Genomic DNA, 14,499 nt, shown 5'->3' on the forward strand with positions numbered 1-14,499 from the left:
TCAGCTCTGGACCGTCAGCTTTTCGCTACGGGCGGCAGCAGCGCCTGCAGCGCCTCGGCGCGTGAGCGCAGGCCGGGCGGCGTTTCGCCGTCCTCGGCAATCGCATCGAGCCATTTGCGGGCCGCAGTCATGTCGTTGTTGCGCCAGGCCGACAGCGCCAGCATTTCGCGGGCGGTATGACGGAAGGTCGATTTGGGCGCGGTGGAGGCGTCCAGCCGCTGCTGCATGTCGGCATAGCCGGCGCTGTCGAGCAGGAGACCAGCGGCGCGGATCTTTGCCAGATCCTGCCACTCGCCGCCTACGCTGCGGTCGGCGGCGATGTCGTCATACAGCTTGGCGCCCGCCTTGGGATCGCGAGCCGCCGCCTCGGCCGCAGCACGCAGCCGCGCCAGGGTGCGATAGCCCGATGGAGCCTTGGCAGCGAGCTCGGTGAAGGCGGCCTCGGCCTCCGCATGCTTGTCCTGCTCGGACAGCTCGGCGGCTTTCTCGAACGCGGCGCCGGCCTCGGCGGCCTTCTTGGCTTCCAGATACTGGTAAGCGCGCCAGCCACCCACGGCGGCGACGATCAGCACCATCAGGGCGATGAAAACGATCGAATACTTGTCCCACAGCTTCTTGAGCTGTTCGCGACGTACTTCCTCGTCGACTTCGTCAAATAATTCAGACACTTATGCTAATCCCATGCCCGTCCGGGTGCGCGCGCCAAAGCGTTCGCGTCAGGAATCCCGTCCCCCACGTGGCGGCGGGGTACCCTAACGATATGGCGGTGGCAAGGCAAAGCGAGCCCGATCAAGGCGTTAACCACCCGGGACCGCCCGGAGAGACCGCCTCCCCGGGTCAGGTTCCCAACAGCTCCCGCAGCTGCCGCTTCAGCACCTTGCCATTGGCATTGCGCGGCAGCGGCTCCGCTGTGATCACCATGGTCTCCGGGACCTTGTAGTCGGACAGCCGCTCCGCGCACCAGGCGCGCAAGGCCTCGCTGTCCACCGGCGCACGCGCCACGACCACAGCGTGGACGCGTTCGCCCAGCACCGGGCACGTCTTGGCGACGATCGCGCTCTCGACCACCGCCGGGTGGCCGGCCAGCACGGATTCGACCTCGGCCGAATAGATCTTGAGGCCGCCCCGGTTGATCATGTCCTTCTGCCGATCGAACACCCGGACAAATCCCTCCGCGTCGACCGAGCCGAGATCACCGGAATGCCAGAACCCGCTGGTGAAGCTTTCGGTCGTGGCTTTTGGATTGTTCCAATAGCCCTTGATCACGGAGGCACTCTGGATCCAGAGCTCGCCGATTTCCCCAGGCGGCAGCTCACGCCCGTCCGCGTCCATCGCCAGGATGCGCGCACCCGGACACGGCAGGCCGACGCTGTCGATATGGCTTGCCGTCAATCTGCCCGGCATGATCGTGGACGGCGACGTGGTCTCGGTCGCACCGTAGCAATTCGCCAGCTCGAGACCGGGAATAATCGCCTTGAGCTTCTCGATGGTGGCGACCGGCATCGGTGCACCACCAAAGCCGCCGATACGCCAGCTCGACAGATCGTAGCTCTCGAAATCTGGCTGGAGCAGGCAGAGATTGTACATCGCCGGCACCATCACCGTGTAGGTGACGCGCTCGCGCGCGGCGAGCTTGAGATATTCGCCGGCCTTGAACTCCGGCATGATGATCAGCGCGCCACCGCAGCAGATCATCGTCGTGATGTTGGCGACGACGCCGGTGACGTGGCCGAGCGGCACCGCCGCGATCGAGCGGTCGGCTTGCGTCAATTGCAGGCAGGACACGAAGATCATCGAGGAATGGACGATGTTGCAATGGGCCAGCATCGCACCCTTCGGCTTGCCTGTCGTGCCGGAGGTGTAGAGGATCATCGCGGTGTCCTCCTCGCTCGTCTCGACCGGCGCCGCGGCCGGCGCGTTGTCTGCCAGCGCCGCGAAGCGCGACAAAGCCGGATCGTCGTCGACGGCGATGCGGTGGATTATGTCGGGCACATCCCGCGCGTCCGGCAGACGCGCCGCGAGCGCCGCCTCGTGGATCAATAGCTTTGCACCGCAATCGCTGAGGACATAGGCGATTTCCGGCTTCTGCTGGCGCGTGCTGAGCAGCACCGTGACAAGCCCTTCATGCGCGGCAGCAAACAGCAGCAGCGGGAATTCGACGCGGTTGCCGAGCAGGATCGCGACACGATCGCCGCGCTGCAATCCGAGCTTGCGAAATCCCGCCGCGATCCGCGCAGCCTGCTCCGCGGCCTGCTGCCAGCTGAGACGGACATGGCCTGCGATCAGCGCTTCGCCGTCGGGATTGCGGGCGCAGGCGTCCGCGATCATCGCCCACAGGCTCGACTGCCGATCGCAAAATGCCGGCACGACCCGATCGCCGAAGCGCGCCTCCAACCGCATTGGCGGGATCTGAGAATGCGACCAGTCCATCGGGATGCCCTTGGCATTGTTGCTCTCGTTACCTTCCGCGCATGGGCATGCGGTCCTGTCTTGTGCTGATCAGCTAGCCCATCACGGGAACGCCGATCACGACCGGATGGAACGCAAACGCCAGCGCCAGATAAGCGACGGTCCCGACCGCGATCGCGATCAGATCGTTGGTGACGCCGCCCACCGGAATCGGCGGACCGCCACCATCGGTGCGACGCTTCAGCGTGATGCGGTCATACACCGCCCAGCCCAGGAAGGAGCCGAACAGGATGATGGAGCCGAGGTCGCCATTGGCCAGAAGATGCGCCGCCGCCCACAGCTTGATGCCGGCGAGCATCGGATGCTTCAGCGTCGCATAGATGCGGCCGCGCAGATAGGACGCAACCACCAGGATGACCGCGGGCAGCATCAGCGCGAGCGTGATGTGCTTCAGCGCCTTCGGCGGATACCAGACGTCGATCCAGCCCGTCGCACGATAATGCGCGAAGCCCCAGATGATCAACGCGAGCCCTGCGATCGAGGCAAGCGAATAGAGGATCTTGTAGGTCCCCTCGCCCAGTCTCGCGATGGCCTGCGCGCGTGCATCGCGTTTCGTCGTGAACACATGCGCCGCAAAAAACAGCGCAAGCCCCAGGATCATGACCAGAAGACCCACGAGATTCTCCCCTCAACCAGCGCCCCAGCCCATGGCGTATCATCGATTGGCCGCGGGTCGCAACTGATGCGCTAGTTGTGGATCTCGCGATTGTCGACATACCGGATCGCGATCGGCCGCCCGGCGAGGGCGCCGCCAAGACCGCCGGTGAATTTCAGCGGCAGGCAGGCTTTCAGCGATGAATTGATCGCATTGAGGTAGGTGGTTCTCGTCTCCGCCGGGACGCCCGCCGTCGCATAGGTCAGGCGCGGCGGGCCGATCAGGCCGCCCGATTTGTTGAAGCTGAAACGCACGGCGATCTGCATGCCCGCGCGCGCATTGTCCGACGGCGGCGACCAGCAGCTGCGCAGCTCGGCGAAGAGATCGCCGATCGTGTCGAGATCGTGATCCGGCTTCTGGTATTTGGCGCGATCGGCCTCCGCCGGCACGCTTTGGATCGTGAGCTGGAGGTTCTGGCCGTAGGGATAGTCGATCTCGGGAATGCAGGGACCAGGCTCAAGCGGGCTGCAATAGGATGGCGTGCAGGGCCTGCCGTCGAGCACGCTGCACGGCTCGTGCGAAAACGGAATTGGATTGATTTGTCGCGGCCGCGCATCGGCGGCGATCATCGAGATCGCCAGCAGGAGGAAAACAAGGATGCCGCGCCACATGAAGTGAACTCGCAAGCCACATGGGTGAACGTGGCATTGCCGCCGGCAACGTCAAGCCTGCGGCTGTTCACATGCGCGCGTTCAAGGTGTCGTCGTCCGGCTTGACCGGACGAACCAGTATTCCAGAGGCGATTGTGGTTGAGCCGAGAGGCTGCGGCGTACTGGATGCCCCGCCTTCGCGGGGCATGACGGCGGAGGGTGCGGAGCGGACTGAGCTACGCCCCTAGCCCTTCTTCTTGACGTCTTTGACGTTGGTGAACTCGATGCCCTCGGCACGTTCCCTGGTGTAGCCGAGATAGAACTCGTTCCGCGCCAGATAGACGGGATCGCCGTCGACATCGTCGGCGATGCTGGAGGTGTTGGCAGCGATGAAGGTATCGAGCTTCTTGCGGTCTTCCGAAGAGACCCAGCGGGCGAGCTGGAACTCGCTGACCTCGAATTCGACCGGCAGGGAATATTCCGCATCCAGCCGCGCCTTGAGCACGTCGAGCTGCAGCGCGCCGACGACGCCAACCAATGCGGGCGCGCCGTCGCGCGGACGGAACACCTGTACTACGCCCTCTTCCGACATCTGCTGAAGCGCTTCCTTCAGCTTCTTCGCTTTCATCGCATCGGTGAGACGCACGCGGCGGACGATTTCCGGCGCGAAGCTCGGCACGCCGACGAAGTTGAAATCCTCGCCGTCGGTCAGCGTATCGCCGATGCGCAGCGTGCCGTGATTGGGAATGCCGACGACGTCGCCGGCATAGGCCTCGTCCGCAACCGAACGGTCCTGCGCGAAGAAGAATTGCGGGCTCGACAGCGGCATGCTCTTGCCGGTGCGCACGAGCTTCGCCTTCATGCCGCGGCTCAGCTTGCCGGAGCACAGCCGCGCAAACGCGATGCGATCGCGGTGGTTGGGATCCATGTTGGCCTGGATCTTGAACACGAAGGCGCTCATGCGCGGGTCGGTGGCTTCGACCTTGCGCTGGTCGCTCTCCTGCGCGCGCGGCTCGGGCGCGAACTTGCCGAGTCCTTGCAGCAGGTCGCCGACGCCGAAATTGCGCAGCGCGCTGCCGAAATAAACCGGCGTCAGATGGCCCTCGCGAAACGCTTCGAGCTCGAACGGCTTTGAAGCCGCGGTGACGAGCTCGAGCTCGTCCTTGACCGCCGACACGTCGAGATTTGCGTTGAGCTTGGCGAGCTCGGCGATCTCGATCTGCTGCGCCGCGCCGGTCTTGGCGCCGCCGCCTTCGAGCAGGCGCACGCCGCCATTGACGACGTCGTAGGTGCCGAGGAACTCGCGGCCGCGGCCGACAGGCCAGGTCATCGGCGTGGTATCGAGCGCCAGCGTCTTCTCGATCTCGTCGAGCAGCTCGAAGACGTCGCGGCTCTCGCGGTCCATCTTGTTGATGAAGGTGATGATCGGGATGTCGCGAAGACGACACACCTCGAACAGCTTTCGGGTACGCGCCTCGATGCCCTTGGCGGCGTCGATCACCATGACCGCGGAATCGACCGCCGTGAGCGTGCGATAGGTGTCTTCCGAAAAGTCCTCGTGGCCCGGCGTGTCCAGCAGGTTGAACACGAGGCCCTCGAACTCGAAGGTCATGACCGAGGTCACGACCGAGATGCCGCGCTCGCGCTCGATCTTCATCCAGTCCGAACGCGTGTTGCGCCGCTCGCCCTTGGCCTTGACCTGGCCGGCCAGATTGATGGCGCCGCCGAACAGCAGCAGCTTTTCGGTCAGCGTGGTCTTGCCGGCGTCCGGATGCGAGATGATGGCAAAGGTACGCCGCCGCGACACTTCAGCAGCAAGCGAGGAACGGGCCGTCGATTCGGCTGTGGTGGCGATGTCGGACATTGCGGCAGCGTTTGGCAGGGAAAATGGGCCTGATCAAGCCTCATCTGGTGATTGCGGAGCCTGACGGCCAGCCCCATATCCGGCTCGGATCAGGTTGGGAGGACGGCCTTCCGTTCCTGTCAGCACACCAGTCGCGGGGACGACCCTGCCTTGAATGGAGGGTCGTCATGGCCTGGAGCATCCTGTTCGTCGCCGGTCTGCTGGAGGTCTCCTGGGCGATCGGCCTCAAATATACCGAGGGGTTCACCAAGCTCGTTCCGTCAGTCCTCACGCTTGGGGCCATGGCCGGCAGCATCCTCCTGCTCGGGCTCGCCCTCAAATCGCTGCCGATTGGAACCGCTTATGCAGTCTGGACCGGCATCGGCGCGGTCGGTACCGCGACGCTCGGCATCGTCCTGTTCGGCGAGCCGGCCACCGCATTCCGCCTCGCCAGCATTGGGCTGATCGTCGCCGGGATTGTCGGACTGAAGCTGGTTACCTGAGGAAGATCTTGACCGCCCACCAGCTCAGCGCGGCGACGATGGCCGAGGCCGGCATCGTGATCACCCAAGCATAGACGATCGAGCTGGCGACGTTCCAGCGCACCGCCGAGAGGCGGCGAGCGGCGCCAACACCGACGATGGCGCCGGTGATGGTGTGGGTGGTCGAGACGGGAACGCCGAGGAAGGTCGCCATGAACAGGGTCGCGGCACCGCCGGTCTCGGCGCAAAAGCCCTGCATCGGGGTCAGCTTGGTGATGCGCAGGCCCATGGTGCGAACGATGCGCCAGCCGCCCATCAGCGTCCCCATGGCCATCGCGGCCTGGCACGAGAGCACCACCCAGAAGGGGACGAAGAATTCGCCGCCGAGCTGGCCCTGCGAATAGAGCAGCACCGCGATGATGCCCATGGTCTTCTGCGCGTCGTTGCCGCCATGGCCGAGCGAATAGAGCGAGGCGGAGGCGAATTGCAGGATGCGGAAGGCGCGATCCACGGCAAAGGGCGTGGAGCGTACCGACGCCCAGGAGACGATCGCAACCAGCACCATCGCGAGCAGGAAGCCGACCAGCGGAGACAGCACGATGGCGATCACCGTCTTGGACAATCCGCTCCAGACCGCCGCCGAAAGGCCGGCTTTGGCAACACCGGCACCAAACAAGCCGCCGATCAATGCGTGAGACGAGGACGATGGGATGCCGAGCGCCCATGTCACCAGGTTCCAGACGATGGCGCCGACCAGCGCAGCGAAGATCACCTGGGCATCCACGATCGCGGGATCGATGATACCGGTGCCGATGGTCTGGGCGACGTGCAGCCCGAACACCATGAAGGCGACGAAATTGAAGAACGCGGCCCAGAACACCGCGTATTGCGGCCGCAACACGCGGGTCGAGACGATGGTCGCAATCGAATTGGCGGCGTCGTGCAGGCCGTTCAGGAAGTCGAACAGCAGCGCGACGGCGATCAATCCGACCAGGACGGGAAGACCCAACGCAACATCCACGGCGTGGCCCCTGCCCTAAACTTGCTCGATGACGATGCTGTTGATCTCGTTCGCGACGTCGTCGAAGCGGTCGGCGACCTTCTCGAGATGGTCGTAGATCTCTGCGCCGACGATGAAATCCATCGCGTTGCCGTTGCGATGCTTGAGGAACAGTTCCTTCAGCCCGATATCATGGAGATCGTCGACGCGGCCTTCCAGCTTGCCCAGCTCTTCCGTGATCGCGGTCAGCATGGCCACGTTCTGGCCGATCTTCTGCATCAACGGCAGCGCACGACCGACCAGATTGGCGCATTCGATCAGGAGCCCGCCGATCTCCCGCATCGGCGGCTCGAAGCTGCGGACCTCGAACAGCATCACGGCCTTGGCGGTCTGTTGCATCTGGTCGATGGCGTCGTCCATCGAGGTGATCAGGTTCTTGATGTCGCCGCGGTCGAACGGGGTGATGAAGGTGCGGCGCACCGCCGTCAGCACCTCACGGGTGATGTTGTCGGCATCGTTCTCGAACTGGTTGACACGCTGGCAATAGACCGGCGTCTCCTCGCCCCCGTTGAGCATGCTCTGGAGCGCGATCGAGCCCTGGATCACGGTCTGGGCGTGGCGGTCGAACAGGTCGAAGAACCGTTCTTCCTTGGGCAGGAAAGCGCGAAACAATCGCATCATGGGAGAGAGACTACCGGTTGGATAATGGCCTGGCCCAAGCGGGCCGTCATGAAACTGTCATAGACCATTTTCGATCCACGCGCGTGCCACCTCACGCCCGCGGAGCCGGATCATCCACCGCTTTCGCGCGTCACTAGATTTCCCATTGTATCAATGGCTTACAGCGACCGCCGGAAGTAATGCGCGATTTCGCCGATGACGCCGCGGCGGAAGGTGAGCACGCAGATCACGAAGATCGAGCCCTGGATCACGGTCACCCACTGGCCGAACCCCGCCAGATATTGCTGCATGGCGATGATCACGAAGGCACCGACCACGGGACCGAACACGGTTCCGAGTCCGCCGACCAGCGTCATCAGCACGACTTCGCCCGACATCGACCAGTGCACGTCGGTGAGCGAGGCGTTCTGCGCCACGAAGACTTTCAGCGCACCGGCAAAGCCGGCCAGCGTGCCCGACAGGACGAAAGCCAGGAACTTGTACTGATCGGTGCGGTAACCCAGCGAGATCGCGCGCGGCTCGTTCTCGCGGATCGCCTTGAGGACTTCGCCGAACGGCGAGTTGATGATGCGGAAGATCAGCAGGAAGCCGGCGAGGAAACCGACCAGCACGACGTAGTAGAGCACGGTCGGCTTGGTCAGATCGAAGACGCCGAACATGCGTCCCTGCGGGATGCCCTGGATGCCGTCTTCGCCATGGGTGAACGGCGCCTGGAGGTAGATGAAGTACAAAAGCTGCGACAGCGCCAGCGTGATCATCGAGAAATAGATGCCCTGGCGGCGGATCGAGATATAGCCCGTGATGAGCGAGAGCACGAAGGCACCGGCGACGCCGACGAGGATGCCGAGCTCCGGCGGCAACGCCCAGACCTTCAGCGCATGCGCGCTGCAATAGCCGGCCGTGCCCAGGAACATCGCATGGCCGAAGGACAGCAAACCGCCGTAGCCGATCAGCAGGTTGAAGGCGCAGGCGAGCAGCGCGAAGCACAGCGCCTGCATCACGAAGAAAGGGTAGACCCCCGTGAATGGCACCGAAGCCAGCAGCAGCGCCATCACCACGAAGACGATCATCTCGTCGCGGATCGTGCGCGGGGTTACCGGCAGCGTGTCGTCCGTCAAGGCTGTCATATCAGGCCGCCCTTCCCGTCAATCCGGTTGGCTTCACCAAGAGCACCAGCACCATCAGCACGAACACGACGGTGTTGGAGGCCTCGGGGTAGAAATATTTGGTCATGCCCTCGATCACACCGAGCGCGAAGCCGGTGATGATGGAGCCCATGATCGATCCCATGCCGCCGATCACCACCACCGCGAACACCACGATGATCAGGTCGGCGCCCATCAGCGGCCGCACCTGGTTGATCGGCGCCGAGAGCACGCCGGCGAGCGCGGCCAGGCCGACACCCAAACCATAGGTCAGCGTGATCATGCGCGGCACGTTGACGCCGAAGGCGCGCACCAGCGTCGGGTTTTCGGTCGCGGCACGCAAATAGGCGCCGAGACGCGTCTTCTCGATCAGGAACCAGGTCGCGATGCAGACCACCAGCGAGAAGATGACGACCCAGCCGCGATAGATGGGCAGGAACATGAAGCCGAGATTCATGCCGCCCTTGAGCTGGTCCGGAATGGCGTAAGGCATGCCAGAGGAGCCGAAATAGTTCTGGAACACGCCCTGCACGATCAGCGCAATGCCGAAGGTCAGGAGCAGGCCGTAGAGATGATCGAGCCCCGTCAGCCATTGCAGCATGGTCCGTTCCAGGATCATGCCGAAAATGCCGACGATGATCGGGGCAAGCAGCAACGCCCACCAATAGTTGATGCCGCCGATGTTCAGCAGGAAGTAGGCGACGAACGCGCCCATCATGTAGAGCGCGCCATGGGCGAAATTGATGATGTTGAGCATGCCGAAGATCACGGCAAGCCCGAGACTGAGCAGCGCGTAGAACGAGCCGTTGATCAGTCCCACCAGTAGCTGAGCGTAAAGAGCCTGCATCGATCCCGCACCCGGTCCCTTCGGCGTTCCCTGAAAGTCGCCCGCCGGCCTGATGGCCTGCGGGCGGTTATCTTACTTCTTCAACAGAGCGCACTTGCTCTCGGACAGCGGCGTGAAGGCCTGGTCGCCTGGCACCGTGCCGACCAGCTTGTAGAAATCCCACGGTCCCTTGGACTCGGAGGGCTTCTTCACCTCGAACAGATAGGCATTGTGGATGGTGCGGCCGTTGGGCTGGATCTGGCCCTTGCCGAACAGATCGTCTTCCGTCGGCATCGACTTCATCTTCTCGACGACCTTGGCGCCGTCATGCGGGTTGCCGCCGAGCGCTTCCAGTGCCTTGAAATAGTGACGCACGCCCGCATAGACGCCGGCCTGCACCATGGTGGGCGGCGCGTTGTTCTTCATCTTGTCGGCGAAGCGCTTGGAGAACGCCCGGGTCTGGTCGTTCATGTCCCAGTAGAAGGTCTCGGTGAAGTTGAGGCCCTGTGCCGTCTCGAGCCCGATCGCCTTGACGTCGGTGAGAAACAGCAGCAGCGCTGCGAGCTTCTGGCCGCCCTTGACGATGCCGAACTCGGCCGCCTGCTTGATCGTGTTGGTGGTGTCGCCGCCGGCATTGGCAAGGCCGATGATCTTGGCCTTGGAGGCCTGCGCCTGGAGCAGGAAGGACGAGAAGTCCGGCGTGTTGAGCGGGTGCTTGACGCCGCCGACCACCTTACCGCCATTTGCGGTCACGACAGCGGTGGTGTCGCGCTCCAGCGCCGCGCCGAAGGCGTAGTCCGCGGTCAGGAAGAACCAGGTGTCGCCGCCGGCCTTCACCAGTGCCTGGCCGGTGGTGTGGGCCAGCATGTAGGTGTCGTAGGTCCAGTGCACGGTGTTGGGCGAGCACTGCGCGTTGGTCAAATCCGAGGTCGCCGCGCCCGAGTTGATATAGACGCCGTTCTTTTCCTTGATGACGTTGTTGACCGCGAGCGCCACGCCGGAATTCGGCACGTCGACGATGACGTCGACCTTGTCGACGTCGAACCATTGCCGCGCGATCGCGGTGCCGATGTCGGGCTTGTTCTGGTGATCGCCCGAGATGATGTCGATCTTCCAGCCCTTCGCAGCCAGGCCGGAATCTTCAATGGCCATCTGCGCGGCGAGCGTCGAGCCCGGTCCGCCGAGGTCGGCATAGAGCCCGGACTGATCGGACAGCGCGCCGATCTTGACGGTCTTGTCCTGCGCGAAAGCTGCACCGGTGGCGGTCACGGCCAGCGCCGTGCCGAGCAGAAACGACGCAATCGACTTTGTCATCATGCTACTTCCCTATGAATCTTTTTGTTGGCAGTTCTAGACACCGAGATAGGTGTGGAGCTTGTCCATGTTGGCGGCAAGCTCCGCATTGGAAAATCCGTCAATGATCTTGCCGTGCTCGACCACGTAATAGCGGTCGGCGACGGTGGATGCGAACCGGAAGTTCTGCTCGACCAGGAGGATCGTAAAACCCTCCTTCTTGAGCCGCGCAATGGTGTGGCCGATCTGCTGGATGATGACGGGCGCGAGACCCTCGGTCGGCTCGTCCAGCATCAGGAAGTTCGCGCCGGTGCGCAGGATGCGCGCGATCGCGAGCATCTGCTGCTCGCCGCCGGAGAGTTTGGTTCCCTGGCTGTTGAGCCGTTCCTTCAAGTTCGGAAACAGATCGAAGATCTGCTCGAGCGGCAATCCGCCGGGACGCACCACCGGCGGCAGCAGCAGGTTCTCCCGGACATCGAGGCTGGCGAAAATTCCGCGCTCCTCCGGGCAGAACGCGATTCCCATCCGCGCGATCTTGTCCGAGGTCGTGCGGATGATGTCCTGGTTGTTGAACTTCACCGAGCCGGTGCGCTTGCCGATGATGCCCATGATCGACTTCAGCGTGGTGGTCTTGCCGGCGCCGTTGCGCCCGAGCAGGGTGACGACCTCGCCCGCGTTCACGTCGAAGTTGATCCCGTGCAGGATGTGGGACTCGCCGTACCAGGCTTCCAGGTTGCGGACCTGGAGGAGGTTGCCGCCGTCCGCGGCCTTTGCGGGAGCTTCCGCCGTTGCAGTCTCAGCCATGACCGGCTCCCAGATAGGCTTCCTTGACGCGTTCGTCCTTGGTGAGCTCGCTGTAATGGCCCTGCGCGAGCACCTGCCCGCGCGTCAACACGGTGATGATGTCGGAGAGATTGGCCACGACGTTCAGATTATGCTCGACCATCAGGATGGTGTATTTCGCGGAGATGCGCTTGATCAGCGCCGCGATCTTGTCGATGTCCTCGTGGCCCATGCCGGCCATCGGCTCGTCCAGCAGCATCATCTCGGGGTCGAGCGCGAGCGTGGTTGCGATCTCCAGTGCGCGCTTGCGCCCGTAGGGCATCTCGACCGCGGGCGTATTGGAAAACTCGCTGAGGCCGACATCGTTCAACAGCTCGCGCGCGCGATCGTTGAACTGGTTCAGCACGGATTTGGAGCGCCAGAAATCGAAGGAGCTTCCGTGCTGGCGCTGAAGCGCGACGCGGACGTTTTCCAGCGCGGTGAGATGGGGAAATACCGCCGAGATCTGGAACGAGCGAACCAGCCCCAGGCGGGCCACGTCGGCGGGCGCCATCGCGGTGATGTCCTGCCCCTTGTACAGGATTTTTCCGGCAGACGGTTTGAGGAACTTGGTCAAAAGATTGAAGCACGTCGTCTTGCCGGCGCCGTTCGGGCCGATCAACGCGTGAATGCTCCCACGGCGAACCTTGAGCGCAACGTCGCGGACGGCGAAGAAGCCCGCGAACTCCTTGGTCAAGCCTTCCGTTTCGAGAATGAACTCATCGGCCAAACAGTTTTCCCCCTGCCCGCACAACGCGCGTGGCTATCCTTGTTGCTTCGGCTTTCCGGAGGCCTTGGAGCCACTCCCTGGAGCCCATCCGGAACGTCGCCTCCGGGCGCGGAATATGCCGGAGGTGACGGGGGTTAGGCAAGGCGGAAAGCTGAGCAGGTCAGGCCTCCGGCCGGGAGACTTATGCTCCCTTAGTCGGACGTGTTTTGATGTCGCGCCTGCCCGGCTTCCCGGTTCGCAAAGCGCCGGTTATCAAGCCGTCGTTAACGGTCTTTCGTTCCATGCGCCAGCCTTCATTGAAAATTTTCCCGCAACGAGGATCATGCGCGGGTTTCATGCGTCCGGAATTTCTATTCGCCGGGAATATTGTCTTGGATTTTGCAAGCGCCGCTCCTTCCGTGGTCAAGTCGATCAGGCAGCGTGATCTCCTGAACACGTGGCTGCGGCTCTATGCGCGCGAGCAGACCGCCCCGGCGATCTGGGAATACCAGCCTGCGCGGCTCGAGGAAGAGCTCTCCGATCTGATCTATTATACCGTGGACATGTCGACGCCGACACCGCGTCTGACCATCCAGAGCGAAGGTACGCGCATCTCGCGCGCCTATGGACACACCGGTAAGGGCGTTCTGCTCGACGACTATATCGGACCGCGTCTCGTGCCCCTGGTAATGCCGGTCTATCATGAATGCGTGGCGCGCGGGGTGCCGGTCTACAGCGTTGCCGACGTCGATGACATCTACGGCCGTATCGTCGCCTATGAGCGCCTGCTGCTGCCGTTCCAGACCGACGGCAAGGTCTGTCACATCATCGCATCGCTCAAGACCTTCTGCGAAGACGGCGGCTTCGAGATCAAGAATCTGATGCGCGGAAATGACGCGCTGCCGCGCCCGAGATTGCGCGCGGTGATCGACCGCGACCTGTTCCACCGCACCCCAGGCCGCATCGCGCCGGCCGAGCTGGTCGAGTTCACGGACCAGCAGGGCTCCGGTGTTCCCACCGAGATCATCGAGCTGAACTAGCGGTCAGCGCGATTTGGCGGCGGCTTCCTTGGTCGTGACTTACTTGGTGGTGACTTCCTTGGCATAGAGGTCTGGCTTGAAGCCGACCAGCAGCTTGCCGCCAGCTTCAAGCACCGGCCGCTTGATCATCGATGGTTGCGCTAGCATCAACGCCAGCGCCTTTTCCTCGGAGAGTCCTTCCTTGTCGGCATCGGGCAGCTTCTTGAAGGTCGTTCCGGCGCGATTGAGCAGCGTCTCCCAACCGACCTTGTCGCTCCACTGCTTGAGCTTGTCCTTCTCCACCCCCGTCGCCTTGTAGTCGTGGAACGTGTAGGCGACGCCATGGCTGTCGAGCCAGGCGCGCGCCTTCTTCATGGTGTCGCAGTTCTTGATGCCGTAGATGATGTTAGGCAAGACAGTCCTCGCGCATCCGTCGTGTCGTGATCCCAAGGCGTTGTACGCAACTCCGGTTCGCGCGACAATATTGCGAACGATGCCATCTCTTGGAACGGACACTCCATGCACGTCACCCACGATCCAGGCGCGACTGCGTCGCCGACCATCGACTTCGACGCTTTTCTCGCGGTCGATATCCGCGTCGGCACCATCGTCGATGCAAAGCCGTTCCCGGAGGCGCGCAAGCCGGCCTGGCGTCTGTGGATCGACTTCGGTCCCTCGATCGGTGTGCGCAAGAGTTCGGCGCAGATCACTGAAAACCATCCGCTTGAAACGCTGGTGGGCCAACAGGTGGCGGCGGTCGTGAATTTCCCGCCGCGCCAGATCGGCCCTGTCGTCTCGGAGGTGCTGACCCTCGGTTTCCCCGATGCCAGCGGCAAGGTCGTGTTGGTGCAGCCGAGCAAGCCCGTGCCGAACGGCGGACGGCTGTTCTAGCACCGCGCGATCGAGGGGCGGTTTTCAGGCCCGCCGGCGGCCCTCCTTCACGATTCGCTGCGCCTGTTTCCCAG

16 protein-coding genes are annotated in these 14,499 nt (G+C 63.3%); 3 read left to right on the forward strand and 13 right to left on the reverse strand.

The features are described from left to right. Positions 1 to 14 precede the first annotated feature (14 nt). The 5 genes from AC0L20_RS01655 to AC0L20_RS01675 form a co-directional block, all read right to left on the reverse strand. Positions 15 to 668 (reverse strand): tetratricopeptide repeat protein, encoded by a 654-nt coding sequence (locus AC0L20_RS01655; RefSeq protein ID WP_473287158.1) that lies wholly within the window; start codon positions 666 to 668, stop codon positions 15 to 17. A 169-nt stretch (positions 669 to 837) separates the two neighbouring features. Then, entirely contained in the window at positions 838 to 2,430 is a 1,593-nt protein-coding gene (locus tag AC0L20_RS01660; RefSeq protein ID WP_473287159.1) for a class I adenylate-forming enzyme family protein, read from the reverse strand. 73 nt (positions 2,431 to 2,503) lie between these two features. Continuing rightward, complete coding sequence (locus AC0L20_RS01665; RefSeq protein ID WP_473287160.1) at positions 2,504 to 3,085, reverse strand: NnrU family protein; 582 nt, start codon at positions 3,083 to 3,085, stop codon at positions 2,504 to 2,506. Between the two features lie 71 nt (positions 3,086 to 3,156). Then, positions 3,157 to 3,735, reverse strand: coding sequence for a hypothetical protein (locus AC0L20_RS01670; RefSeq protein ID WP_473287161.1), 579 nt, complete (start codon positions 3,733 to 3,735; stop codon positions 3,157 to 3,159). A 223-nt stretch (positions 3,736 to 3,958) separates the two neighbouring features. Further along, on the reverse strand, positions 3,959 to 5,578 hold the full coding sequence (locus AC0L20_RS01675; protein ID WP_247360559.1) for a peptide chain release factor 3: 1,620 nt from the start codon (positions 5,576 to 5,578) through the stop codon (positions 3,959 to 3,961). A 167-nt stretch (positions 5,579 to 5,745) separates the two neighbouring features. Here AC0L20_RS01675 and sugE point away from each other — a divergent pair, with 167 nt between their 5' ends. Beyond that, complete coding sequence (gene sugE / locus AC0L20_RS01680; protein WP_473287162.1) at positions 5,746 to 6,060, forward strand: quaternary ammonium compound efflux SMR transporter SugE; 315 nt, start codon at positions 5,746 to 5,748, stop codon at positions 6,058 to 6,060. Here sugE and AC0L20_RS01685 read toward each other — a convergent pair. The 7 genes from AC0L20_RS01685 to AC0L20_RS01715 form a co-directional block, all read right to left on the reverse strand. After that, on the reverse strand, positions 6,053 to 7,060 hold the full coding sequence (locus AC0L20_RS01685) for an inorganic phosphate transporter (RefSeq protein WP_007609242.1): 1,008 nt from the start codon (positions 7,058 to 7,060) through the stop codon (positions 6,053 to 6,055). The two genes, sugE and AC0L20_RS01685, sit on opposite strands and share 8 nt — an antisense overlap. A 15-nt stretch (positions 7,061 to 7,075) precedes the next feature. Next, on the reverse strand, positions 7,076 to 7,720 hold the full coding sequence (locus AC0L20_RS01690) for a DUF47 domain-containing protein (protein ID WP_027517485.1): 645 nt from the start codon (positions 7,718 to 7,720) through the stop codon (positions 7,076 to 7,078). A gap of 158 nt (positions 7,721 to 7,878) precedes the next feature. Continuing rightward, on the reverse strand, positions 7,879 to 8,847 hold the full coding sequence (locus tag AC0L20_RS01695; RefSeq protein ID WP_027517484.1) for a branched-chain amino acid ABC transporter permease: 969 nt from the start codon (positions 8,845 to 8,847) through the stop codon (positions 7,879 to 7,881). 1 nt (position 8,848) lies between these two features. Continuing rightward, positions 8,849 to 9,712, reverse strand: a complete 864-nt coding sequence (locus AC0L20_RS01700; RefSeq protein ID WP_007609236.1) for a branched-chain amino acid ABC transporter permease — start codon at positions 9,710 to 9,712, stop codon at positions 8,849 to 8,851. A gap of 72 nt (positions 9,713 to 9,784) precedes the next feature. Continuing rightward, the gene (locus AC0L20_RS01705) at positions 9,785 to 11,008 is read right to left on the reverse strand and encodes an ABC transporter substrate-binding protein (protein WP_473287163.1); all 1,224 of its coding nucleotides are present in this window, start codon (positions 11,006 to 11,008) and stop codon (positions 9,785 to 9,787) included. A gap of 33 nt (positions 11,009 to 11,041) precedes the next feature. Further along, complete coding sequence (locus AC0L20_RS01710) at positions 11,042 to 11,788, reverse strand: ABC transporter ATP-binding protein (protein WP_473287164.1); 747 nt, start codon at positions 11,786 to 11,788, stop codon at positions 11,042 to 11,044. Continuing rightward, entirely contained in the window at positions 11,781 to 12,536 is a 756-nt protein-coding gene (locus AC0L20_RS01715; protein WP_247376035.1) for an ABC transporter ATP-binding protein, read from the reverse strand. The genes AC0L20_RS01710 and AC0L20_RS01715 overlap by 8 nt, the downstream gene beginning before the upstream one ends. Before the next feature lie 335 nt (positions 12,537 to 12,871). Here AC0L20_RS01715 and AC0L20_RS01720 point away from each other — a divergent pair, with 335 nt between their 5' ends. Continuing rightward, the gene (locus AC0L20_RS01720; protein ID WP_473287165.1) at positions 12,872 to 13,555 is read left to right on the forward strand and encodes a hypothetical protein; all 684 of its coding nucleotides are present in this window, start codon (positions 12,872 to 12,874) and stop codon (positions 13,553 to 13,555) included. Between the two features lie 39 nt (positions 13,556 to 13,594). Here AC0L20_RS01720 and AC0L20_RS01725 read toward each other — a convergent pair whose 3' ends face one another. Beyond that, the gene (locus tag AC0L20_RS01725) at positions 13,595 to 13,948 is read right to left on the reverse strand and encodes an ArsC family reductase (RefSeq protein ID WP_473287166.1); all 354 of its coding nucleotides are present in this window, start codon (positions 13,946 to 13,948) and stop codon (positions 13,595 to 13,597) included. Between the two features lie 105 nt (positions 13,949 to 14,053). Here AC0L20_RS01725 and AC0L20_RS01730 point away from each other — a divergent pair, with 105 nt between their 5' ends. Next, a complete protein-coding gene (locus tag AC0L20_RS01730; RefSeq protein ID WP_473287167.1) occupies positions 14,054 to 14,425 on the forward strand; it encodes a tRNA-binding protein in 372 nt (123 codons plus the stop codon). Positions 14,426 to 14,499 lie beyond the last annotated feature (74 nt).

It is taken from the genome of Bradyrhizobium sp. Kon58, assembly GCF_055807455.1.